Genomic DNA, 24,875 nt, shown 5'->3' with positions numbered 1-24,875 from the left:
GTACCGTCATCCGTGAGTTAAAAAAGATCAATCTGCATTTTGTTAAACTCCATTGAGAGAAATTGTAAATGTAGATTGTTGTTAATACCCTATCAATAATTTCTATCCCACCTGAGCCGCAACTATGTTCAACGCCACTGAGATTTTAATTGATGCGTTTGTCAAACAACTGAGAGAGGGCTACAGCCGTACTTATGGCTGTCTAAAAAATGATTATCAAGACATCATCGCTTGGGCTGGTAATATGGCGTTGGAAAACATAGCCAACAGTGATGCACTCTATCACAATGTCGAACACTCCATATTAGTTACCCTTGTCGGTCAGGAAATTCTACGCGGTAAACATATCCGTGAAGGTGGTGTTTCCAGTGAAGACTGGTTACATTTTATTATTTCCTTATTATGTCACGATATTGGTTATGTTAAAGGAGTTTGCCGACAAGACCAAGAACATGAAAACTTGTATGCCACAGGTAAAAATGGTGAAATGATTACTCTGCCGCCTGGGGCTTCTGATGCTAGTCTGACACCTTATCATGTAGACAGAGCCAAACTGTTTATTGATGAGCGTTTTGGCGGACATAAGCTGATTGATGTGGAGGTAATTAAAAGGAATATTGAGTTAACAAGGTTTCCAGTACCTAGTGCGGAAGATCATCAAGATACAACTAGCTTTGCCGGATTGGTACGTGCTGCTGATTTAATTGGACAATTAAGCGATCCACGTTACTTAAAGAAAATCACTTCTTTATTCTATGAGTTTGAGGAAACCGGAGTTAGCAAAGATTTAGGCTATAAAACGCCTGCGGATTTACGGAAAAATTACGCCAAATTTTATTGGAATTGCGTTTATCCCTATATTCAAGCTGGGCTGAGATATTTATCTCTGACACAGCAAGGACAACAAATTATTGCCAATCTCTACTCAAATGTATTTGTGGTTGAACATGAGAAAAACCTAGAAGAACAAAAATACTTAGTTAAGGAATTACAAGCGTAATCAAGGCAGTGGGGGAGCAGGGAGACAAGGGAGACAAGGGAGAATTTATTCTTCAACCCAGTCAACCGTCAACCTTCCCCAATGACTAATGACTAATAACTAATGACTAATGACTAATAATTATGAATTGGTGGCAAAGACTTCAAAAAAATCCATTGGCGCGATTTGGGGCAATTTTGCTATTAGTTTTCTATATAGCGGTAATTGCTGCTGATTTCGTCGCCCCTTATAACCCTTATGCGTCACAGCCTAATGGTTCACTATTACCACCAACTAAAATTTATTGGGTTGCACCACAATCGGGTAAGTTTATCGGCCCTCATATTTATCCTACAACTCAGGGAGACACCGACTTACAGACAGGCGATCGCAAACTAATTGTAGACTTCACCCAGCCCTCGCCAGTGCGGTTGTTTGTCTCAGGGCCAGAATACCGACTGTTTCAACTCAGTTTACCACTACCTCCTAAATGGCAGGAAGTCACTATTATCCCAGGTATTCCCTTAAACTTGCATTTGTTTGGCGCAGAGGGTAAGGCTAAATTAAATATCCTAGGAACTGACGAACAAGGACGGGATCAATTTAGTCGCTTGCTGTATGGGGGGCGCATTAGTCTGTTTATCGGTATTGTGGGAGTTTTGTTTACCTTTCCCCTGGGCTTGCTCATAGGTGGTATTTCTGGTTACTTTGGTGGTTGGGCAGATAGCGTCATCATGCGCGTGTCAGAAGTGCTAATGACTTTCCCCAGCATTTATCTGTTAGTTACCCTAAGCGCGGTTTTACCAGCCGGATTATCCAGCAGTCAACGCTTCTTACTTGTTGTATTAATTACTTCGGTAATAAGTTGGGCAGGATTAGCTAGAGTAATTCGCGGACAGGTACTATCAATTAAAGAGCGGGAATTTGTCCAAGCAGCCAGAGCAATGGGCGGAAAACCAATTTATATCATTGTGCGCCACGTTTTACCGCAAACTGCTACTTATGTAATTATCTCTGCTACCTTAGCCGTTCCCAGTTTTATCGGTGCGGAAGCCGTCTTAAGTCTCATTGGTTTGGGTATTCAACAACCTGACCCATCTTGGGGTAATATGCTGTCTCTAGCCAGTAATGCTTCTATTTTAGTTCTACAACCTTGGTTAATTTGGCCGCCAGCCGTGCTAATTATTCTCACAGTCTTAGCTTTTAACTTACTCGGTGATGGGTTAAGAGATGCTCTCGATCCTCGTAGTATTAAAAGATAGACACGGCATATTTTGCGGAACTCAGATCCCCGACTTCTTTGAGAAGTCGGGGATCTATTTCATCGTCATTTTATCTTTAATTAAGTTATTTCACATAACATAATTGAATTTCGTAATAGTAATCTTTCTGTTAAATCAAGGTTAAGATAACATTATTAATTCCCTATTTATTCCCCATATTTACTGAGATTTATGTGCTTTCCCGGAAGACTATGATTTTTGATTTGACTTAAAATTTATCGAGCATGATAAAATTTATGAAATTCAAATATGCAAAAACCATTGTTACTTATACTCTGCACAGGTAATTCTTGCCGGAGTCAAATAGCAGAAGGAATTTTAAATGAATTAGCAGATGATTTATTAACAGTACATAGTGCAGGGATGAATCCAGCCGAAAAAGTTCACCCTTTAGCTGTGAAAGTAATGCAAGAAATTGGTATAGATATTTCTCAAAACTATTGTAAACATATCAACCAATTTTTAGACCAAAAAATTGATACTGTGATTACAGTGTGCGATCACGCTGATCAAAGTTGTCCTTCTTTACCTTCAGCAGTCAAACGTCATCATTTTGCCTTTCCTGATCCAGCAGACGCAACGGGAACGGAAACCGAAAAGCTGCAAGTATTCCGACAGGTGCGGGATGATATCAGCAAGTTACTTTTAGCATACATAGCAGGAAGACGTGATGCTCTATAATACTCTGAGCCGGAGTGATGGGTATGTTAGATGACTCACTCAAGTTACCATTAACTATGTTTACTGCTTTGTCAGAACGCTCAGATTTATTGATGGCATTGACGGATAGAACCGGGCGAATTGAATGGGTGAATCAAGCATTTATTGAATACACTGGTTTAGCGATTGATTTGCTTATAGGAAAGAAATTTTTTACTGTCTTAGCTGCTAACTCACCAGAGAATTTTCAACAAGCTTATATTCGGGAACAAATGATAAAAGGAGAAAGCTTTAAATTTGAGATTTCTTATTTATCGCCGGAGCAAAAAGAGCGGTGGTTATTAGTAGATGGAGAACCCATACAAGATGCAGAAGGGATAACAAATAAATATGCTGTTATGTCTAGTGATATTACTGTGCGGAAGCTGACAGAAATAGATTTAGAACAAACTAGACAAAGACTGAAGCGATTAGTAGAAGGTGTGAAATTAGTTCCTTGGGAAGCAGTAGATATAAATCGTAAGTTTACTTATGTAGGGCCGCAAGCTATAGAATTATTTGGTTATGAGTTAGTACAGTGGTATAAGCCAAACTTTTGGTATTCACACATTCATCCTGAAGATTTGCCAGAAGTTGTTTCTCATCACCAGGATGTACTATTAAATCAGGATGATTATATAGTTGAGTATCGGTTTTTAACTGCTGATGGGCGGTGGGTATGGGTAAAAGATATTGTTACGGTGGCGCGATCGCCTGAAAATGTGACACAATTATTTGGCTTCTTACTAGATATTAGTCAACGCAAACAAGCAGAAATATCTTTACAAGCTGCGCTCAAACAATTAGCACAGACAAATCAAGAATTAGAATTTCGGGTACAGCAACGCACTTTAGCTTTACATCAAGAAAAGGAAAAATTAAAACAAACTTTAGAGCAGTTGCAGAAAATCCAAATTAAACTAATTCAGAGCGAAAAAATGTCTAGCCTCGGTCAACTTGTAGCGGGTATTGCTCACGAAATCAATAACCCAGTTAATTTTATCTACGGCAATATCTGTTATGCTACTGAATATACTCAAGACCTGCTGCACCTATTGCAATGCTATCAACAACATTATCCTCATCCAGCACCAACATTAAAAGCAGAACTTGAGTCAGTGGAACTGGATTTTATTATCGAAGATTTACCCAAGTTGTTATCTTCGATGAATGTAGGTGCGGAACGAATTCGAGAAATTGTCTTATCTTTGCGTAATTTCTCCCGCTTGGATGAAGCCGAATTCAAAGCGGTAGATATTCATCAAGGTATTGAAAGTACCTTGATGATTTTGCATAATCGCCTCAAACCTAAACCAGATTGTTCAGAAATTCAAGTAATTAAAGAGTACGGTAAATTACCCCTGGTAGAATGTTATGCGGGGCAACTGAATCAAGTATTTATGAATTTGATAGCTAATGCTATTGATGCTTTAGAAGAAGTAGTGATTAACAACCCTAAATTTCATCATAAACCACAAATTTATATTTCTACAGAAATCACCCATCAGCAGCAAGTAGTGATTCGCATTGCAGATAACGGCCCAGGAATGAGCGAGGAAATCATCAGTCGTGTTTTTGATCCATTTTTCACCACCAAACCTATAGGAAAAGGAACTGGTTTAGGATTATCTATTAGTTATCAAATTATCGTAGAAAAACACCAAGGTCAATTAAAATGCTCGTCTTTACTCGGTCAAGGTACAGAATTGATTATTTCTATTCCAGTCAAACACATCAATAGTCCTGAGCAGGGAGCGGAGGGAGCAGAGGAGCAAGGGAGAATAACTGTTACCCAGTCAACAGTCAACAATTAACCATCAACAGTTAACACTTCCCAGTCCTTCACAAGTTCCTCAACTTTTAGTTCTACATTTTTGGTAGTCAAATTTAAACGATCGCCTCACTAGCGGTCAAACAAAATGAACGCCATAGAATCTACACAAAATCCCCGCAGTTCCTTTGTCTACGGGCCTGTGAAATCCTGGCGATTTGGGCGATCGCTCGGTATAGACCCGATTGGTGCGGTGTCTACCTGTTCTTTTAATTGTGTTTATTGTCAATTAGGGGTAATACAAGATTATACCACACAGCGTCAGATTTTTGTACCAACATCTGACATACTCAGTGATTTGCAAGCACTATCCACTGATGAACAGATAGATGTGATAACTCTCAGTGGCAGTGGTGAACCAACCTTAGCATTAAATTTAGCGGAAATTTTAGCGATCGCCAAGCAGGAAATCAAAAGACCTACGGTAGTATTGACTAACAGCACATTACTAGGCGATCGCATGGTACGCCGTGCGTTACAACTAGCGGATATTGTTGCTGTCAAATTAGATGCAATTTCGTCAAATCAATTGCAGCGCATCAATCAGCCAACAGAGACAATCAATCTACCGCATATCCTGGCTGGTATCGAGCAATTTAGAGGGGAATATCCAGGACAATTGGCTATCCAAACCATGTTGTTATCACCCTGGACAACAGAAATGATTGAAGATTATATCCAACTCCTCCAGCGTCTTCATCCAGATGAGATTCAACTCAACGTTCCGGCTCGTCCTCGTGTTTTGGTTCGCCAATTAGATGCTAGGGGAAATCATGCGGTTGAATCGTCTAACGGCGCATTTCGCAAAATCAAATGTATCAGTGCTAACGTCCTCAAAACTGTAGCTGATGCTATTTACGATGCAACCAGCATTCCGGTGCGTTGCGCCCCGATAGCTTTGTGATCATTCACCATTCAAAGGAGAAACCAATGCAAACCAAGCCAACCAACCTATCTTTTTCAGTCCCAGAAATTCCCTCTGGCTACCTGAACATTATGGGTTACATTGATGAATCAGAAGTGAATGGCCCCGGTTGTCGTGCTGTCGTCTGGGTTCAAGGTTGTCCCCGTGAATGTGCTGGCTGCTTTAATCCTGACTCTTGGACATTTGAAATTAACCAATTAGTCAGCGTTGATAGTCTTGTTGAGCAAATTTTAAGCAAACCGCAAAATCAAGGCGTAACATTCTCCGGTGGTGAACCCTTTTGGCAAGCACCAGCATTAGCAGAACTAGCGCGAAAACTCAAAGCTGCTGGTTTAAATGTCATGTCCTTTAGTGGTTTCACCCTCAAAGAACTGCAATCTGAATCTGCACCTCCAGGTTCTCAAGCCTTGTTAGAACAACTAGATATTTTAATTGATGGGCCGTTTGTCCAGTCTTTAGCAATAAATTCTCCAGATTCCCCGGTTTCCTCTCGGAATCAACGAGTTCATGTCTTCAATCCGGCTTTTGCTGATAAAATTACTTGGGCTAGCGACCAGATAGAAGTTCACATCCTCAAAGATGGTAATCGGATTGTCACCGGTTATCAAGGTTGGCTGGAGTGGACGTAGAGGGGGCTGGAAATCAATTCAAAATTCAAAATACCCTACGGGAAGGCAAGCCTACAAAATTCAAAATTGTTGACTGGGGATTGAGTAAAAGTTAGTAGGGTGCGTCAGTACGAATCATTTCTGGGAAGCTTAAGAGTTTCTCTGACTGACGCACCCTACATAGACTGTACAATTCTCCCAGAGGCAATTGTGATTGATCATGCTGACGTTAACCCAACGTAAACCACCAAACCCTGATGCTGTAGTCGCTTTCACCTTAGCGTTAACAGCCGAAGAACGTACTCGTAGCCGTCACCGCTTTGACACAGCAGATGGTAAGGTAGTATTTTTGCGTTTACCTAGGGGAACGGTGTTGAGAGATGGGGATATTCTCCAAGATGAATCTCACAGCAGTTTGATTAGAATTGCGGCTAAACCAGAGCCAGTTTTAACCGTTGTGGCTTCCACTCCACTATTATTAATGCGGGCTGCATACCATTTAGGCAATCGTCATGTACCTGTAGAAATTACCACCAACTATTTACGTCTCTCGCCAGATCCAGTATTATGCAAGCTGTTACAACAAATGGGGTTAGAAATTACTGAGGAAATTTCACCCTTTCAGCCAGAATTGGGCGCGTATGGACACCATCACCCTCACTGATAGCCATTTCTTGCATATCTTACAACTAGCTAGCTCGGCTTTACCTGTGGGAGCATATAGCTATTCGGAAGGTTTAGAAACTTTAGTAGAAAATGGCATAATTACTAATCAAGTCAGCTTGCAAGCATGGTTAGAGTCGGAATTGCGTTATGGGGCGATTCGTTTAGAAGCGGCGGTGATGCTTAGAGCTAGTGAGGCGACTGTCAGGGGTGATGTAGAAGGTTTGCGTTATTGGAATATGTGGTTATCTGCTGCTAGGGAAACTCAAGAGTTACGTAATTCTAGCTTGCAAATGGGGCGATCGCTCATGCAGTTACTTGCTAAAATACAACCACAAGTTTTACCCTTGGTCAATGCTGTAGGTAATCCTAGCAATTATGCGATCGCTTTTGGCTTGGCGACTGCACATTGGCAAATTGATCATCAAGCCGCTTTGCTTGCATATCTGCACAGTTGGGGAACTAATCTAATTACTGCTGGGATTAAACTCATCCCCCTAGGACAAACAGCCGGACAAGAAATGTTACTACAGTTGCAACCATTAATTAGTCATGCCACAGTAGAAATTATCTCTTTAGCAGATGATGACTTGGGCTGTTGTAGCTGGGGTTTGTCTTTGGCTAGTATGCAGCATGAAACCCAGTATACCAGGTTGTTTAGAAGTTGAGGAGTAAATGCCAACCCGCGAGCGATCGCTGCTGTTTATCTTTGCCCATCTCTCTCAGATATATTACAACCCATACACTTATTTAGATATGATGCGTTGTGGGGATTGTAATTTTGAATTTTGAATTTTGAATTTTGAATTCCCCAAAGGGGTTGACTTATGAATGCTTTTCGTGTAGGTGTAGCGGGGCCGGTTGGTTCGGGGAAGACAGCTTTAGTTGATGCGATGTGTAAAGCTTTGCGCGATCGCTATCAACTTGCGGTGGTGACAAATGACATATATACTCAAGAAGACGCGCAGTTTTTAGTGCGTTCTCAAGCCTTAGCGAGCGATCGCATTCTCGGCGTAGAAACTGGCGGTTGTCCCCACACTGCAATTCGTGAAGATGCTTCCATGAATTTGGCAGCAATTGAACAACTAGAACAGCATTTTACTAACTTAGATTTAGTGTTTTTAGAAAGCGGTGGCGATAATTTAGCCGCTACCTTTAGCCCTGAATTAGTAGACTTAACAATTTATGTAATTGATGTCGCTGCTGGTGATAAAATTCCCCGCAAAGGCGGCCCCGGTATTACTAAATCTGATTTATTGGTAATTAATAAAACAGATTTAGCTCCCTATGTAGGTGCAGATTTAAGCGTTATGGAACGGGACGCTAAAAAAATGCGCGGTGATAAACCCTTTGTTTTTACTAATTTAAAAACTCAATCAGGACTCAGAGAAGTGATTGACTTTGTTTGCAAATACAGCACTTTGCAAGTAAATAAAGTACACATTTAATATGACCCAATTCGAGTTAAAACGTATTCACGAGTACGAGCATCAAAAGGACTGCTAAAAATTTTATTGGTAGTACCAAATTCAACCAATTGCCCAATCCGATGTTCATTGAGGTTAAAGTAGGCTGTAAAATCCGATATCCGGCTGACTTGCGGTAAATTGTGACTAACTATGATCATTGTTAATTCAGAGCGCAAACGTAAACTCTGAATTAAATTCTCTACTTTCATGCTAGCAACAGGATCAAGACCAAAACAAGGCTCATCCATAATAATCACTTTTGGCTTAACAGCTAAAGCACGAGCAATACAAAGTCTTTGTTGTTGCCCACCAGAAAGTTCTAAAGCTGATCGATGCAATTTATTTTTCACTTCATCCCATAAATCAGCATCTTTCAGGGCATTTTCGACAATTTCATCAATTTCAAATTTAGGTCGCCATCCTACCAATTTTACCCCATAGGCAATATTATCATAAACACTCATGGGAAAAAGATTTGGTTTGGGAAGCACCATACTCACTTGGCGACGTAACCGATTTAAATTAATTCGACGCTCATAAATATTTTGGTTAAAAAATTCTACCCTACCTTCAACCTGTACCTCTGTTTCTAATTCTTTCATGCGATTGAGACATTTAACGAAGGTAGACTTTCCACAACCGCTAGGGCCAATAATTGCCGTAACTTTACTTTCATGAAAATCTATAGACACACCTTCCAGTATTTTTTGATTGTCACAATAAAAGCTAAGATTTTTGACTCTGATGGCTGGAATTACTTTATTCATCCTGGTACAACTTGTGCAATAAATATTGACTCAACAAATCAGGAAAAATCAGTGCTGTTGTTTCACTATTTGCAAAGCCAATATGGACTCGCTATGATTCTCTAAACAGAAAAATAAGGTTCATGTATAGCTAAATCACAGCATTGAGCAGAAGCAAATCAATAACAAGATTATTGGCTGGGATAAAATATTTCTAACCTCATTTAATTATGTGGTAAGTAAACAAAACAAAACATTATGTAATTCTTGTATATTCATGGTTTTCAATCACTGATAAATTTCTTAGTTTTCAATCATCATCTGAATTATGTCATGTCTGTAGGCTAATCTCAGAAAATCTATTAATTTAATAGGCTATAGAGAAAAAACAACAGTAAATTTACTGATTGGTTTAACATTTATCCTTGATAAAACCTGAGAAGGATTAACATTAACGCTAAACTTGACAGACAGGTGCATCAAGTATCAGCTTACATCAGCAGTTTGAGCTACTTTTAGGATTAATTTTACAAAAAAACTAATTACTATATACAAAAAAAAATAAAAAATATTCATAAATTCTTATGAATTTTGATTTCGTAGTCAGGGCTTTATTCCTGCCACAATCGAGGAGTAAAGTCTCCACTATCAACAAACTGTTTACCGTAAAAACTTTATTAAATATATATCAATTTATATAAACGTAACTTTTAGGGTAATGATACAGCTTAAAACTATATCACTCCCTCACTAAAATTTAACCAAAACGTCCTGAAACGTAGTCACGGGTACGAGGATCGAGAGGATTACTAAAAATTTGAGTTGTTGCCCCAAACTCGACCATCTGACCAATACGACTTTCATCAGTGCTAAAAAAAGCAGTAAAATCAGAGACGCGAGTCGCTTGTTGCATATTGTGAGTGACAATGGCAATAGTGAGTTCAGAACGTAAACTGTGAATCAGTTCTTCAACTTTCATGGTAGCGATGGGATCAAGTGCTGAACAAGGCTCATCCATCAATAAAACTTTTGGTTTAACAGCTAAAGCACGAGCAATACAAAGTCTTTGTTGTTGTCCTCCAGAAAGTCCTAAAGCTGATTGATATAACTTATCTTTCACTTCGTTCCAGAGTGCAGCACCTTTGAGTGCAGATTCAACAATTTCATCTAATTCTGTTTGAGGAAGTCTACTTGTTATTCTCACACCATAGGCAACATTTTCATAGATGCTCATGGGAAAAGGATTTGGTCTTTGAAACACCATCCCTATTTGGCGGCGTAATCTATTAATATTAATTTTTGGGTCGTAAATATTTTGACCAAAAAATTCTACACTTCCTTCTACTTTTACGGGCCCTTCTAACTCACTAATGCGATTGAGGGTTTTAATAAAAGTTGATTTACCGCATCCACTAGGGCCAATAATCGCAGTAACATGGTTTTGGTAAATGTCCATAGACACCCCTTCAATTGCTTTAGAGGTGTTGTAGTAAAAGCTGAGGTTTTTAACTTTGATAGAAGGGTTTAGTTGACTCATAATTAAGGTTTTAAATGCTGACTCCTGAGTTCTAAATTGTGAACTTGTTAGTTAATTTTTTTCTTCCTGGTAACTAGGCGAGAAATCACGCTCACACACAAAACTAAGCCAAGTAAAACTATGGAAGTAGTCCAAACCAGTCGGTTTCTTTCTGGGTCGGGGTCGTTGTAGAGGTTAAAAATTAATACTGGTAAGGAAGCGGTAGGACTAAATAATCCCGGCGACCAATCTAAACTAAATAAAGCTGTGAAAATTAGAGGTGCTGTTTCTCCAGCCGCACGCGCTACAGCTAGTAAGACTCCTGTAGTGATGGCGGGTAGTGCAGCTTTAACGATGACACGAAAAGTAGTTTGTAAGCGTGTACCGCCTAAAGCCGCAGAGGCGAGACGTTGGTCTATGGGAATCAGTTTTAAAGCTTCCTCTGTAGTTAGTACAATAATAGGTAGCATGATTGTAGCTAGAGCAAAACCACCGGCGATCGCACTAAATTTTTTAGTCCATAAAACAATCACACCATAAGCAAATATTCCCACCACAATCGAAGGAACACCAGTCATGATACTGGTAATAAAACGAACGAAACGAGCTATAGCATTAGTTTTCCCAAATTCCGCGAGAAATATCCCTGTAAATAAACCGATGGGAAGACTGAATACACAGCCAACGATGACAACTGTGATTGTTCCTAAAATGGCATTAGCAAAGCCGTTGTCAATCACTGTTTTGACAAACATTTCTGTGCTGAGTCCACTAATACCTCGCACAATAATTTCCCACAGGATAGATATGAGAGGAATTAAAGCTAAAACCGAAAATGTGAACGCCACTGCATTCATGAAATAAGTGAATAACAGTCTGTCTTTGGGTAGCGGTTTGTATAATTCTGCTGCTAATAATTTATCTATTTCTGACGGTTGATAATTACTCATTTCGGGAAAATTTGTTAATTAACTCAAGATATATCAAGATGTGTTGATGGATGAAAAATTTATTTATTTTTTCTCCCTACCCACTGCACTAATAACCGTGCGCCAATATTTACAACAAGAGTTAAAGCAAATAAAATTAACCCCAAATAACTTAAAGCCCCAATATGTAAACCTGGGGTAGCTTCGGCAAATTCATTAGCTAATACAGAAGGAATTGTATAGGCTGGATCAAGCAAAGATAAGCTAATTTGAGCCGAGTTACCAATTACCATAGTCACGGCCATAGTTTCACCCAAAGCACGCCCTAAAGCCAGCATGGCTGCGCTGACAATTCCAGAGAACCCCGCAGGTAACAACACCCGAAAAATTGTTTCCCAACGAGTACCACCCAAAGCCATAGAAGCAGTACGTAATTGTTGGGGAATAGCCAGTAAAACATCACGGGTAATTGCTGCCATTGTTGGTAAAATCATAATGGCTAAAATTATCCCTGCTGTTAACATATTTGTGCCGACAGGGAAATCTGATTTAAATATTGGTATCCATTTCAGGTTATTGGCTAACCATTGTTGTAAGGGTTCGATCACCGGAATAAATATAAAAATTCCCCATAAACCAACAATGACGCTGGGGATGGCTGCAATTAATTCCACCACAAATGCTAATGTGGTTTGTACAGATGGCAGTAAGAAATTTTCGCTCGTGACTAAGGCAACTGCTAGACCTACAGGAAAGGCTAAAAAAATGGCGATCGCACTACTGACCAGAGTACCATAAATATAAGGTAAAGCTCCAAAAATCTCATTACCTACATCCCAATCTTTACCCCATATAAACCCAATGCCAAATTGTGCAATTGCTGGTTTAGCTTCTTGAAAAATAATCCAACTCATCACAAACAATACTGTCACTGTGATGGCAGAAAATAGATATACTAGCCTTGTAAATCCCTGTTCTAGCCAAAAATTTACCCCATCATTAGCTGTTAAGTTAAAATTTTCATTACCTAAATTGGCTTGACTTGATGAATGCTCATCAGATGGTTGAGATAAATTCGCCATAAAGTCTTTTTCAACTAGATAATCAGATGATTTGATATTCATGAGGGTGGACAAATCGCCCACCCAAAATTCATAAACAATTAGTTAGATTGCCAATTAAGGCTTAACATTGCTATTTACTTTTTGTAGTACCCGGTTTGCGACTTCCGCAGGAATTCGGGTATAGTTAAGGTCATCATTAAATTGTTGACCATCTCTTAATACCCAGTTAATCCATTTTCTGACAGCTTCAGCTTTAGCAGCAGTTGGATACTGTCTATAAACCATCATCCAAGTCAATCCAACAATGGGATAACCTTGTGCTGGATCACCGACAAAAGTACGGAAGTTATCAGGGAAGCTGACGGCTGCTAAAGCGGCGTTTGCTGTTTGTAAAGAAGGAGCCACAAATTCCCCTCTTCTATTTTGTATCTGCGCTGATCTGATGTTATTTTTGACAGCGTAGGAATATTCTACATATCCAATAGAGCCAGGAGTGCGCGCTACTAAAGCCGCTACCCCAGGATTACCTTTACCTCTGAGGACGTTTGGTAAAGTCCATTTAGGAGCAGTATTAGCACCAATTCTGCCCTTAAAATAACCATTAATGCTGCTCAAGTGGTTAGTAAAAATGAAAGTTGTACCACTACTATCAGCACGAACTACAAATCGAATTGGTTGATTTGGCAGGTTCACACCAGGGTTATCAGCTCTAATTTTTGCATCATTCCAATTGGTGATTTGACCAGAAAAAATAGCTGGTAATGTAGTACGAGACAATCTGAGATTATTGACACCAGGAACGTTGTAAACAACAGAAACAGCACCACCGGCGGTGGGAACTAAAATCACACCTCTTTTAACTTTAGCCATGTCACTATCTGTCATTGCCGCATCGCTACCGCCAAAGTCAACTGTTCCAGCTATCGTTTGACGAATCCCACCACCGCTACCAATCCCTTGGTAGTTAATTTTTAACTCTGGATGTTTCTTTCTCACTTCACGCGCATATCTTTCATATAGTGGAGCCGGGAAAGTTGCTCCAGCACCGTTGAGAGTTTGCGCTTGAGCCGTAGCTGTAAAAATAGGAGTAAGTGTCACAGCAGATGCTACAACTGCTGTGCTAAATACACGCTGAAAAACGGTGGGTGAAGAAATCATATTGCCTCGTATTTAAAGGAATACTAGCTGCATTTAATAAAGCCGTAATTAAAGTACATTTTTTAGTTTTAATTCAGGTTAAGGGTAAGTGAAGAGATATTTAAACTGTGTTTAAAAAAAGTTTTATTTTAGCCTTGTTTCTGGCTGATTAAACTTACAGCAGTTTTGGGGTAAATGAGGTACAAATTTTAGGAACAAAACCTGATGCTCAGAGACTTTCAAACCGGTTCCCTGATCCTTCCTGTTCCCTGTTAAGAGTTCCCTGCTGTAATTTTCAATAAAAAAATTTGATAATCAAGCAATATGCTGCATTGTACCAATACTTAAATTCATGCAGAAATGTTGCACCAATTTCATAAAATTTTGGCATTCTTAGACCACCACCAGAGAGTGATGAGTCATATTATGTCCGGCTAATTACTTATGATAAGTTTTCGATGCTGATCTTTTCCCTTTTCCCTTTTCTCTTTTCTTGTTCCCTGTTCCCTGTTAAGAGTTCCCTACCCCAACAGATATGATAACTATTCAAACGGACATGATATCATTAATTTCCCGATGGGAGGGCGATCGCAATTGCAGATATCTAAAAAAATAAACCTGGCAGAGTCTATGTCACCAGACTGACTGCCAGGATGGCACGGTATTTTTGAGCCATGTTTGATGCGGGTAGTGCTTATTTATAGGAAATAATGCCTATCCATAATTAAGATAACTGAAATTAATGCTGTTAGGGGTTAAGGAAAGTCAGCCTCATGGTTAATTTATAGTTAACGTCATTAGTCATTAGTCATTAGTCATTAGTCATTGGTTATTAGTCATTAGTCATTAGTCATTAGTTTTTCTCCCCCTGCTTCCCCTGCCTCCCCTGCCTCCCCTGCTTCCCCTGCCTCCCCTGCCTCCCCTGCTTCCCCTGCCTCCCCTGCCTCCCCTGCCTCCCCACTCCCCACTCCCCACTCCCTATTTTCAATCCACGACAGCAAGCGATCGCTAATAATATAAGAAGTCTGTTTACACTTCTTAAATATTTAGCTTGACTAGAACTATGGCCAGAGATTTGCGGGGATTCATTAAAATTTTAGAAGAAAAAGGTCAATTGCGGCGAATTTCTGCCTTAGTTGACCCAGATTTAGAAATTGCTGAGATTTCCAACCGGATGCTACAACAAGGTGGCCCTGGCTTGTTATTTGAAAACGTCAAAGGCTCATCCTTCCCGGTAGCTGTGAATTTGATGGGAACCGTGGAACGGATATGCTGGGCTATGAATATGCAGCATCCCCAAGAGTTAGAGACTCTGGGTAAAAAGCTGAGTATGCTGCAACAACCAAAACCGCCAAAAAAGATTTCTCAGGCTATAGATTTTGGGAAAGTGCTGTTTGATGTACTGAAGGCGAAACCAGGACGGGACTTTTTTCCCGCTTGTCAGCAAGTGGTAATTCAAGGCGATGATTTAGATTTAAACCAATTACCTTTGATTCGTCCTTACCCTGGTGATGCTGGCAAGATTATCACATTAGGACTGGTAATTACTAAAGATTGTGAGACAGGTACGCCGAATGTCGGTGTATATCGCTTGCAACTGCAATCTAAAAATACCATGACAGTTCACTGGTTATCGGTGCGGGGTGGGGCGAGACATTTACGCAAAGCTGCCGAAAATGGCAAAAAATTAGAAGTAGCGATCGCACTTGGTGTAGATCCTTTAATTATCATGGCTGCTGCTACCCCTATCCCTGTCGATTTATCTGAATGGTTATTTGCTGGATTATATGGCGGTTCGGGAGTGCAGTTAGCAAAGTGTAAAACCGTAGATTTAGAAGTACCCGCCGATGCAGAGTTTGTTTTAGAAGGGACAATTACACCAGGGGAAGTTTTACCAGATGGGCCTTTTGGCGACCACATGGGTTACTACGGTGGTGTAGAAGATTCGCCTTTAATTCGCTTTCAGTGTATGACCCACCGCCAAGACCCAATTTATTTAACCACATTTAGCGGTCGTCCACCGAAAGAAGAAGCGATGATGGCGATCGCCCTCAATAGAATTTATACTCCTATTCTACGGCAACAAGTCTCAGAAATAGTTGATTTCTTCCTACCAATGGAAGCTTTGAGTTACAAAGCCGCAATTATTTCCATTGATAAAGCATATCCTGGACAAGCCAGACGAGCAGCTTTAGCATTTTGGAGTGCATTACCCCAATTCACTTACACCAAATTTGTGATTGTTGTCGATAAAGACATTAATATCCGTGACCCCCGTCAGGTAGTCTGGGCTATTAGTTCCAAAGTTGACCCCACACGCGACGTATTCATTTTACCAAATACACCCTTTGATACTTTAGATTTTGCCAGCGAGAAAATCGGCTTAGGTGGACGCATGGGTATTGATGCAACCACCAAAATTCCCCCAGAAACAGACCACGAATGGGGCGCGCCTTTAGAGTCTGACTCCGACATAGCCGCAATGGTAGAGAGAAGATGGTCTGAGTATGGTTTGGCTGATTTACAACTAGGTGAAGTTAACCCGAATTTGTTTGGTTACGACATTAAATAAATCTCCCATCATTGTTGACAGTTGACAGTTGACGGTTAACAGTTCAAAGATAGTCATGAGTGGGGGTTTAGCAATGCTAAACCCCTATTTTCCAAGATATCATGTAATAAATCACACCTCACAAGCATGATAATTTGCTTACCCTACTTCCCAGTTCCTCTTATCAATTAGCTATCTAACTTTACAAAAATTCGCAGTTTAAATTTACTTATGTATCAGTTTTGAAGATACTTATATCTATGCAAGGTTATTTAAGGTTACACTCTCTTGTATAGGAAATTAACTAATTTTTCCTTAAATATTGTAAAGTTCAGTTAATAAACCAGAGGTGTCTAGTTATGACCATCAGCAGTAATGGCAAAACGGTCAGCCCTCGGCAAAGACGCGCCAAACTTAAAGGAGAAACAACAGTGGAAGTTGACAACAATCAAGGTCATAGCTTGAATCAAGAACAAGTCACAGAAGGTGCTAATTTAGCAGTGCAGGGAGAAAATTCCGATAAAAAAGAGGTAGTGGGAACACTAGCTGTTGCTGGAGTCCGTCCCATCGCCGGAAGTGACTTGCACGTAGCTGAAACAATGTCAGTAGCTGGGTTGCGTCCCATTGGTACGAGTAGTTTGCAAGTAGTTGAGACAATGAATGTGATGGGAATTCGTCCCATTGCGGCTAATACAATACAAGTTGTTGACAGCATTAATCTTTCGGGAATTCGTCCCATTGCTTCTAGTTCGTTAGTAATTTCTAGCAACTACTCGATCATGGGGAACCGTCCGGTAGCTTCAAATATTATTGATGATTCTGATAGCCTCATGGGTTTTATAGATTAAGCTAAAGATTAATCTCAGTCCTCGCAATAATCACATTAACCCAGTTCCTACATAGAACTGGGTTTTTGAGTATTTATCGGGCGGGTTAACCGAAATTACAGCACCATTTTTCAGACTTCGGTGCCGTACTTTCACCTAATAGCAAATTGCAGTCAAAGACAGTAGGGCTTTAGCAGTCCTAAACCCCTACACAAGCAGGATTATACGTCTTTCTTGATTTCTAAATATTATTTTTTAACTCAACTTAGTATAACTACGTATCTGTTCACAAATCAAACTGGATCAGGGCTTACGCACAACATCATGAAAGTAGGGGGAATACCTGCCGAAAGGCTTCGCCTAAATGAATTCACCCTACGCAATAATCAGGTTTTCGGTCAAATCTTGCGTAAGTCCTATGGATACTGAGAAAGCTCATTATGTTACCAAAGTTCATAAATTGACCAAAATCTGTAATTTAAGACTTATTTTAGAAAAAATACGGTTTTTTGTCAGTATTATCTATGTCAGAATTTATTTTGTTTTATTTAGTTAAAATTATCAACCACAATAAACTATGAAGCGTCTAGTGGTTTGCTGTGATGGAACTTGGCAAAAATTAGCTAGTCCTTGCCCTAGTAACGTAGTCAAACTGAGTCAATCAGTCAAACGAACTGCCAATGATGGGATATCACAAATCCTGTTTTATGACCAAGGCATTGGTACAGAAAATTACAAGATTTTAGGCGGTGCTACGGGACTAGGTATAGACCAGAACATCCAAGAAGCCTACAGATTTCTCTGTCTCAACTATGAAGATGGTGATGAAATATACTTATTTGGCTTTAGCCGTGGTGCATACACAGTCAGGAGTCTAGCAGGGATGATCTATTGCTCAGGTCTTCTCCAACGCAAATATATTACTGAAGCACCTCAAGCCTACGAGCTTTATCGTAACAGAAATATCAAACCGAGTGGTGAAGAAGCTGTTAACTACCGTAAAACATACGGAAAAAACGAAGGAAAACCCGTCCCCATTACTTTGTTAGGTTGTTTTGATACTGTAGGTGCGCTAGGTATTCCCGTTGTACCCCTATTCAGAAACTTAAAACCTTTGCTTCACCGTCGTTACAAATTCTACGACACAACACTAAACAAATATATCCAAAATGCGCTGCACGCTATGGCTATCGACGAAATCCGCGAGGTATTTGATGTAACTCGCATGATCAAACACCCTGATGCAGAAAATCAACGGGTAATGGAAAAGTGGTTTCCGGGTGATCATGGTTGCGTTGGTGGTGGCACTAAAGAAACCAGTCCCTTATCAGATGCTGCCTTAATGTGGATGGTAGAGTCAATAAAAGATTTGGGATTGGGACTGGATTTTGATCAAAACTTATTAACAGACTGCCAAATAGACTATAGATGCAAGTTTACTAACGATCCTGGCTTCTTTAAACTGGCAGGAATTAAATTGCGTGATGTTGGTGATGCAATTGACGGTCTTCATGAAACTGCTATCGAACGTTTGAAAACTTGTCAAGACTATCGACCCAAAAATCTAGCAAAAATTATTTCCCAACTCAATCTGAAATAATGACATCACTTGTAATTTATGCAGTGTCTCCCGCTATCAGTGAAAATGTTTTCCCTGGTACTAACTAGCCAAAAGCTACATCCTCAAAATCATTAGTAGCCCAGGATATGATGATGCCAAAGTAAAAATTAACTATTAGGGTAATCTACCTGTCCGTTTTGTGGTTGCTGATGACCAGTAACATTAGGGATTTTGTCAATAGTTAAAACCAGCAAATTCATCCTGATCAATCTGTAGGTACTAAGGTGAACAAGGAGATAGCATGGTAGACATACTGCACCAACTTTTCAAATTAATACATGGGTCGAAAATGGAACCCTTTGAGGGTATTCCAGGGCCGATTCCACGCTTTCCCTTTGGCAATGCTCTCGACTTTAAAAATAGTCTACCCTGGGAACTCTGCGCCAAGTATGGGGAAACCTATGGTGGGATAACACAAGTTTGGTTATTGGGAAAACCTGCCTTAGTTCTCAATGATCCGGAATTAATTGAACAGGTTCTGATTTCCAAACAAGAATCCTTTTATAAGGATAAGCTCCGACAAGCAGCGCGGCCGATGATGACCGATGATAGTCTTTTTCTCTTTCCTAACCAAGATCAAGACTGGAGCTTTATTCGGCGGAATCATCCTTTAAGTATGACTTATGTTCAGCAGTGGTTAGCTGAACAAGTATCCATTCTCAAGCATCAGTTCACAGAAGATATTCAAAGACTGGTTGATCGCTCAAAGTCAGGATCGTTTCCTTTCTTCCCAGCGATGAAAAGGTTTATCTTCGATGGGTTTGCTCGCGCCACTGTGGGACGAGTCTTAGGAAATCAAGCCTTTGAGGATTACTTGGTGATGGCTGAGATAGCGGATAAACGTCTTCAAGCTCGCGGTTCTTATCCCGAAGAACCCACAGAACTCAAGTATCAACAGGCTAGTCAACGTTGGTTTAGGTTGTTTGCCAATATTGTCAGTGAAGCCAAGAAAAATCCCACTGGTCAGGATCTACTGTGTCTGATGATTCGGGAAGGAGGGTCAGAATTATCGGAACAAGCATTGGGTCATGTGTTTGCAGAAATCTATTTTAGTGCCAATTTTTCCACTCCTGGGGGTCTGACCAATACGCTATATCTCCTCGATCAAAATCCTGAGTGGCGATCGCGTCTGGAAAATGAACTCAGTAGTATTTCTATGGATACTCTGACACTTGAAGATTTACAACAATGTTTACTTTTAGAACAATGCGTTCTTGAATCTTTAAGGATACTACCCCCTGTAGCGTTTTTTGGCCGTAATACCCATAGGGAAAAGACAATTTCTTTTGCAGGATATCAGATACCACCAAATACACCATTATTGATTAGTAACTGGTATCTACATCGTCATCCCACTCATTGGCCTAATCCTTTGGTTTATAATCCTGCACGTTGGGATGAAGCCACCCGTACTGCTAACCCTCTCGATAGCGACTACTTCTTTCCTTTTGGTCGGGGGGAGAGAATTTGCATTGGTCGATATTTTGGGTTATTCATCATCAAATTAGCTTTGGCAACTTTTGTCTCTCAAGTCCAGACTAAATTCGATTCCGAACCTCCCTATAAAGCATCCTTCCAATTAGGTACAAGGTCGCCTGAAATTTTAAATGGCTTTTGTGTTCCCTTGTAAGGTTCAGTTGTGCCTCATGCCTGAGAAAGAACAGCTTTTTTCAGATTTCCAACTATCAAATCTATGTGACAAGGAGTGATTATGTCCAAGCTCAAAACAATTCTCGATGAAATTAAACAAGTTATTGGCATTAAAGTAGCTGATAGCGATTTAGGTAAAAGCAAAACAGAAAAGAAAGCGAAAAAAAGCATTGTCGAAGTTCGTGAACAGAACTTTGATAAACCTCTGGAACAGTTGCATAAAGCTACAGGTAAGTTAGTTTTTAGTGACACCAACAAGCCACTACACAATATTCTCTTAGAATTGTGGGACAGAGATATCGGTACACCTGGGGATTACTTAGGTACAGGAATTACGGATTATGATGGTCGATTTACCATCTATTATGATCCGGCAAAAGCAGGTTTTCTCGACACACCCGATTTAGAATTAAGATTGTTAGATAATCGCATTAGTTTTGATAACGATAATCAGCCTGTTTCTACCTATCGCATTGCTTACACCATCAAAGGTGATAATAATGTCAGCCAAAAAGAATATGACTTTGGCACTTGTACCGTTCCTTACTGGATTTATAAACCAGATAGCCACTTTGCAAGGTTGTTTTTTAGTGAGTTGGAAGGAACTCCAGATGATTATTCAGTCGGTCGTACACTCCAAGGTTATGATGCTGCTAGTAGTTTAGTTCCGATTAAAGCCAAGCACGTCATTACTCATACTCTCAATCCTGATCAGCCTACTCTTCCAGAAATTCAAGCTGCTTATCCTCCGAATTTAACGATTAAATTAGATCGGAAAAATCCCGGTTATAGCAGAAGTGATGAATACTTTGTTGATCGGGTTCTCAATGGCATGAATCCCTGTTTGTTACAGCGTCATAAAAACAACCCCAATCAATTAAAAGTAACATTTAATTGGGACGATTACGAAAAAGATGATGACCACGATCTCAATAATGTAGAAGCATTTTTTGAATTAAAAGATAACAAATTGGTAGCCACTGCAATTACAGTACAAAGTCGTTATCCTGATTCTATAGCACCTCATTCTCCTCTCAAAGATCCTGTCACCTATACACCTAATGATGGGGAAAAATGGCTACAAGCTAAACGCATTTTCCGCACTAACAGCTTTTTTGCCGCAGAAATGATTGAGCATTATATTAAGGCTCATTTACAGATGGAGCAATATACCATTGCTGCTTTCCGTAACTTACGTAAAAATCCTGTGCGGTTGATGTTATATCCTCATCTAAAAAGCTTAGTGAATATCAACCAACGTGCTGATGAAGTATTGGTATCGCCAACTGTGGGTTTAGTTACCACCAATGGGCCTTTAACTCCTGGTTCAGTGGTGCAAATATGTAAGGAAAGAATGGCTAGTTATGATTGGAAAGGTTGGAAACCTCGTCAACCACTTTGTGAAGCTCATAACTTTGCTAAGATAGCTAATCTTTACTGGCAAGTTTTAACAGAATATATTGATAATTTCTTCCAAAAATATCAGGAAGAAATTGTTAAAGAATGGGCAGAAATTCACCGTTTCTCAGATGATATTATCGAGCATAGTGTAGCTTATCAACCATTACCAAAACTCACTGGTGATTATGATTGGTACGATGACAACGAGCTTGATAAACCGGAAATTCCCAGACCAACAGTCAATGGTACAGTGAAAGCAACTCGCGCCATTACTACTGCTGATCAACCCAGTGATGCAGACATCGCCAACTTGAAAGAGTTCTGTCGTTATGTCATCTTCCACATTACTCTATGGCATTCTTGGGTAAATGATCAGCAAGCTGATGAAGGTGGGGAGATATTCTATAATTCATTGGCTTTACGTGGTGGTAGTTTTGGTAGTGAAGATGATCCGGCGATCGCACCTAATATTTTAGAATCCACCAATCTCATCTACATGGTTAATGTTCTCACTGCCATTCAATACGGCTATATTCTCAAGAATGAAGATGACGACATTCCTGAAGAATTAAGAACCACATTAGCAGCTTACAAAGAAAAATTTGCTGCTTTGAGCTACGATATTGGCAACATCAGAACTTTGATCAATATTTAAACCAAGCTCAGTAGCTACAAATTGCTAGGACTTACGTTCAGACGCTATTAATAGAGGCGTTGCGTAAGTCCGAAAACTTATGCACTTGTGCATTTTTGTTACAACCAACAAAAAACGGGTAATCGATGAATCTGAGTAACTTCCTATCAAAGCTCTTGCAGAGAACTCTAGTATTTGCAATTGTGACAATTAGTGTCATTTTCACAACCATATCTCAACCAGCTTTTGCTATTACTTCGGCTGATGTCAATCAGCAAATTGATGAGGTTGCTCAATCTCCCCTTTTTCTGGAAGGAAAAGCCTGTGACAAGTTGGATACCCTTTGGTCAGCCATCTATGCAAGTAGGGAGTCAGCTGATAACCTCGTTCCCTTCCAAACAGATCAGGTAAAAGCTTTTTTAGCAGGAACGTCCACAAGGTTCTGGAAAAGCTTCGGTGACAGTCCAGAGATCAAGCCGGAGAATTATCTTCGTTTGACTCATAGACATGGTGTATTTGCCCAAGCACGTTTAGTCATCGAACCAGAATTTCAGAACCGTTATACTGGACTACTCAAAAAAGGGTCTGATTGTGTGCTAGTCCGATTTTCCTCAGCAGTTAGTCCTGCAACTAGCTGGAATCGCTTCACCCCTGGCTTTGCGGCTAAATTCTTTATTGATGGTAAGCATAGTAGTGAAAATCTGATCGTTCAGCATTCGATTGCCGGTCAAGGTAATAATATCAACTACTACGAGTATCCCCTCTCCAACAAACTGAAATTTATTGAGAATCAACCAGCTGGTTTTGCTGCTTTCTCCCGTTTCTTCAACGCAACTCAAGACTATCTCAAAAACGAGAGCAATCTGAAGATGGTTGATCCCCGTGAATTGTCTATCCAACACCTTGCCAGCATTAATGCTAAAGGGAAAACGGTTGATAACCCTGAATCCCCACGCTTTATCTTTCTGGTTCCCCCAGAAGGACGAGCTTTTTCCCAGGAACAACATGATTTTCGACAAGATTTCCTGGCACTGAATCAAGGTATTCCTGCGAATGACAAGGGACAGGTTAAGAAAGACCAAGGTGTGCGATTATTCGATGTCTATGTGGCTGACCAGTTTACCGATAATCCCAAAGCAGAAGCTCAACGTATTGGCTATTTTGAGTCTAAATCTCATTTTGCTGTGTCAGACACGGCTGATATTCGTGTCTCTTTCCGGCACTCCATTACACCGCGAGAAACTCAAGATTATCCTGGAGAATATCCCAAGTCTTTATTCAATGATGAGAGTTTTACATCTGAATGTGCGACTTTTGGGGCTTCATTAGCAGATATGCAGCCTAATCCACAAGATGCTTCTGGTAACACCAGTATTTACTTCCAGAACTATCTCAAACGTGGCTGTAAACCCTGATATTACGCGGTGGTAGTTTCGGTAGTGAAGATGATCCGATTATCGAATTTACCAATCTCATCTACATGGTTAATGTTCTCACTGCCATCAAATACGGCTATATTCTCAAGAATGAAGATGAAGACGTTCCTGAAGAATTAAGAAGCATATTGGCGCGTTATGAAATTGGTAACACCAGAACTCTGATCAATATTTAACATTTTTCGTATCTATCGTGGGGAGAAAACAGTTGCGGACGGCAACCGTTTTCTCCCTTTCATATTTAGGACTTACGCCAGTGTCATACTAAATATCTATATGTAGGGTGCGTCAGCCTGCATAAATCCTGCCAATAAACTTATATTTGCCATCTGACGCACCCTACCAATGTGCCAGTTGCGTAATTGATGATATTGTATATTTTCTTTGTTGGAATTTCCATCTGCCTTGAGTTTTTATCACTTTTTGTATAGGAACTAATACATCTTGTGGCAGAAGTCTTTAAGAAAATTATTAAGCTAATTTGTAAGAGTAATCACAAATAATTCAAAGTTACTTTATAGCTTTGAAACTAATTTACTATAAACAATAGGAGTGTAAAATGAGTTTAGAAGAACGGGCAAAAGCTACAGCTAAAAATATTGAAGGTAAAGCCCAAGAAGCAGCAGGACAAGTGACTGGCGACCCAGAAGATAAAGCTGAAGGAAAAGCCAAGCAAGCCGAAAGCGAAGTACGTCATGCGGTTGAAGATGTCAAAGATAACGTCAAGAAAAAGCTCGATTAAGTCTCAGTTGTAACTTTGCAAGGTAAATGATTGATTGCATAGTTATTTATTGTAGAGGCGTGTGCATCATGTCTCTACATCTCTGGAAAATATCTATTAGGATAGAGAAAATTTTTGCAGTTAAAAATATTATAGAGTCAGGGTTGGTCAATGTTAAAACCTTA

Annotated in this window: 23 protein-coding genes; 18 read left to right on the top strand and 5 right to left on the bottom strand. The window is 39.9% G+C overall.

Annotated elements, in window-relative coordinates:
- Positions 1-124 precede the first annotated feature (124 nt).
- The 10 genes from AACS98_RS15805 to ureG all read left to right on the top strand — a co-directional run bounded on the left by AACS98_RS15805 (position 125) and on the right by ureG (position 8,436).
- Positions 125-1,000 (top strand): Npun_R2479 family HD domain-containing metalloprotein, encoded by an 876-nt coding sequence (locus AACS98_RS15805; RefSeq protein WP_066381524.1) that lies wholly within the window; start codon positions 125-127, stop codon positions 998-1,000.
- Between the two features lie 122 nt (positions 1,001-1,122).
- Positions 1,123-2,241 carry an ABC transporter permease gene (locus tag AACS98_RS15800; RefSeq protein WP_066381522.1) on the top strand — a complete coding sequence of 373 codons (1,119 nt, stop codon included), beginning with the start codon at positions 1,123-1,125 and terminating at the stop codon, positions 2,239-2,241.
- 270 nt (positions 2,242-2,511) lie between these two features.
- The gene (locus AACS98_RS15795) at positions 2,512-2,943 is read left to right on the top strand and encodes an arsenate reductase ArsC (RefSeq protein ID WP_066381520.1); all 432 of its coding nucleotides are present in this window, start codon (positions 2,512-2,514) and stop codon (positions 2,941-2,943) included.
- Positions 2,944-2,966: 23 nt separating this feature from the next.
- Entirely contained in the window at positions 2,967-4,775 is a 1,809-nt protein-coding gene (locus tag AACS98_RS15790) for a PAS domain-containing sensor histidine kinase (RefSeq protein ID WP_066381762.1), read from the top strand.
- A gap of 105 nt (positions 4,776-4,880) precedes the next feature.
- Positions 4,881-5,696 (top strand): radical SAM protein, encoded by an 816-nt coding sequence (locus AACS98_RS15785; RefSeq protein WP_066381512.1) that lies wholly within the window; start codon positions 4,881-4,883, stop codon positions 5,694-5,696.
- Between the two features lie 26 nt (positions 5,697-5,722).
- Positions 5,723-6,346 carry a 4Fe-4S single cluster domain-containing protein gene (locus AACS98_RS15780; protein ID WP_066381510.1) on the top strand — a complete coding sequence of 208 codons (624 nt, stop codon included), beginning with the start codon at positions 5,723-5,725 and terminating at the stop codon, positions 6,344-6,346.
- Between the two features lie 199 nt (positions 6,347-6,545).
- On the top strand, positions 6,546-6,989 hold the full coding sequence (gene ureE / locus AACS98_RS15775) for an urease accessory protein UreE (protein WP_066381508.1): 444 nt from the start codon (positions 6,546-6,548) through the stop codon (positions 6,987-6,989).
- Entirely contained in the window at positions 6,967-7,656 is a 690-nt protein-coding gene (locus tag AACS98_RS15770; RefSeq protein ID WP_066381506.1) for an urease accessory protein UreF, read from the top strand. The genes ureE and AACS98_RS15770 overlap by 23 nt, the downstream gene beginning before the upstream one ends.
- Before the next feature lie 24 nt (positions 7,657-7,680).
- The gene (locus AACS98_RS23630) at positions 7,681-7,767 is read left to right on the top strand and encodes a DUF6888 family protein (protein ID WP_445206786.1); all 87 of its coding nucleotides are present in this window, start codon (positions 7,681-7,683) and stop codon (positions 7,765-7,767) included.
- Between the two features lie 48 nt (positions 7,768-7,815).
- Positions 7,816-8,436 carry an urease accessory protein UreG gene (gene ureG, locus AACS98_RS15765; RefSeq protein ID WP_066381504.1) on the top strand — a complete coding sequence of 207 codons (621 nt, stop codon included), beginning with the start codon at positions 7,816-7,818 and terminating at the stop codon, positions 8,434-8,436.
- On the opposite strand, the gene AACS98_RS15760 is transcribed toward ureG, so the two are convergent.
- From AACS98_RS15760 to pstS, 5 genes are all read right to left on the bottom strand, one after another.
- Entirely contained in the window at positions 8,433-9,224 is a 792-nt protein-coding gene (locus AACS98_RS15760) for a phosphate ABC transporter ATP-binding protein (protein WP_066381502.1), read from the bottom strand. The two genes, ureG and AACS98_RS15760, sit on opposite strands and share 4 nt — an antisense overlap.
- Positions 9,225-9,960: 736 nt before the next feature.
- Positions 9,961-10,743, bottom strand: coding sequence for a phosphate ABC transporter ATP-binding protein PstB (pstB, locus tag AACS98_RS15755; protein ID WP_197480082.1), 783 nt, complete (start codon positions 10,741-10,743; stop codon positions 9,961-9,963).
- 44 nt (positions 10,744-10,787) lie between these two features.
- Positions 10,788-11,669: a phosphate ABC transporter permease PstA gene (gene pstA, locus AACS98_RS15750; protein WP_066381498.1), complete on the bottom strand. Its 882-nt coding sequence runs from the start codon at positions 11,667-11,669 to the stop codon at positions 10,788-10,790.
- A gap of 59 nt (positions 11,670-11,728) precedes the next feature.
- Entirely contained in the window at positions 11,729-12,730 is a 1,002-nt protein-coding gene (gene pstC, locus AACS98_RS15745) for a phosphate ABC transporter permease subunit PstC (protein ID WP_066381759.1), read from the bottom strand.
- Positions 12,731-12,826: 96 nt separating this feature from the next.
- The gene (gene pstS / locus AACS98_RS15740) at positions 12,827-13,870 is read right to left on the bottom strand and encodes a phosphate ABC transporter substrate-binding protein PstS (RefSeq protein ID WP_066381493.1); all 1,044 of its coding nucleotides are present in this window, start codon (positions 13,868-13,870) and stop codon (positions 12,827-12,829) included.
- Positions 13,871-14,912: 1,042 nt separating this feature from the next.
- Between pstS and AACS98_RS15735 the strand changes: the two genes are divergently transcribed.
- From AACS98_RS15735 to AACS98_RS15700, 8 genes are all read left to right on the top strand, one after another.
- The gene (locus AACS98_RS15735; protein ID WP_066381491.1) at positions 14,913-16,421 is read left to right on the top strand and encodes a UbiD family decarboxylase; all 1,509 of its coding nucleotides are present in this window, start codon (positions 14,913-14,915) and stop codon (positions 16,419-16,421) included.
- 338 nt (positions 16,422-16,759) lie between these two features.
- Positions 16,760-17,248: a hypothetical protein gene (locus AACS98_RS15730; protein ID WP_066381489.1), complete on the top strand. Its 489-nt coding sequence runs from the start codon at positions 16,760-16,762 to the stop codon at positions 17,246-17,248.
- A gap of 556 nt (positions 17,249-17,804) precedes the next feature.
- On the top strand, positions 17,805-18,827 hold the full coding sequence (locus tag AACS98_RS15725; protein WP_066381488.1) for a DUF2235 domain-containing protein: 1,023 nt from the start codon (positions 17,805-17,807) through the stop codon (positions 18,825-18,827).
- Between the two features lie 310 nt (positions 18,828-19,137).
- Positions 19,138-20,478: a cytochrome P450 gene (locus AACS98_RS15720; RefSeq protein ID WP_066381486.1), complete on the top strand. Its 1,341-nt coding sequence runs from the start codon at positions 19,138-19,140 to the stop codon at positions 20,476-20,478.
- Between the two features lie 81 nt (positions 20,479-20,559).
- The gene (locus AACS98_RS15715) at positions 20,560-22,554 is read left to right on the top strand and encodes a lipoxygenase family protein (protein WP_198161143.1); all 1,995 of its coding nucleotides are present in this window, start codon (positions 20,560-20,562) and stop codon (positions 22,552-22,554) included.
- Between the two features lie 182 nt (positions 22,555-22,736).
- Positions 22,737-23,948, top strand: a complete 1,212-nt coding sequence (locus tag AACS98_RS15710) for a hypothetical protein (protein WP_156481553.1) — start codon at positions 22,737-22,739, stop codon at positions 23,946-23,948.
- Positions 23,949-24,013: 65 nt separating this feature from the next.
- Positions 24,014-24,145 carry a hypothetical protein gene (locus tag AACS98_RS15705; RefSeq protein ID WP_255362906.1) on the top strand — a complete coding sequence of 44 codons (132 nt, stop codon included), beginning with the start codon at positions 24,014-24,016 and terminating at the stop codon, positions 24,143-24,145.
- Positions 24,146-24,528: 383 nt separating this feature from the next.
- Positions 24,529-24,711: a CsbD family protein gene (locus tag AACS98_RS15700; RefSeq protein ID WP_066381483.1), complete on the top strand. Its 183-nt coding sequence runs from the start codon at positions 24,529-24,531 to the stop codon at positions 24,709-24,711.
- Positions 24,712-24,875 lie beyond the last annotated feature (164 nt).

This window comes from Anabaena sp. CA = ATCC 33047 (assembly GCF_963870205.1).
Taxonomy (GTDB): domain Bacteria; phylum Cyanobacteriota; class Cyanobacteriia; order Cyanobacteriales; family Nostocaceae; genus Trichormus.
The sequence above is the reverse complement of the archived record's forward strand: the minus strand, read 5'-3'. Positions and strand labels throughout refer to the sequence as shown.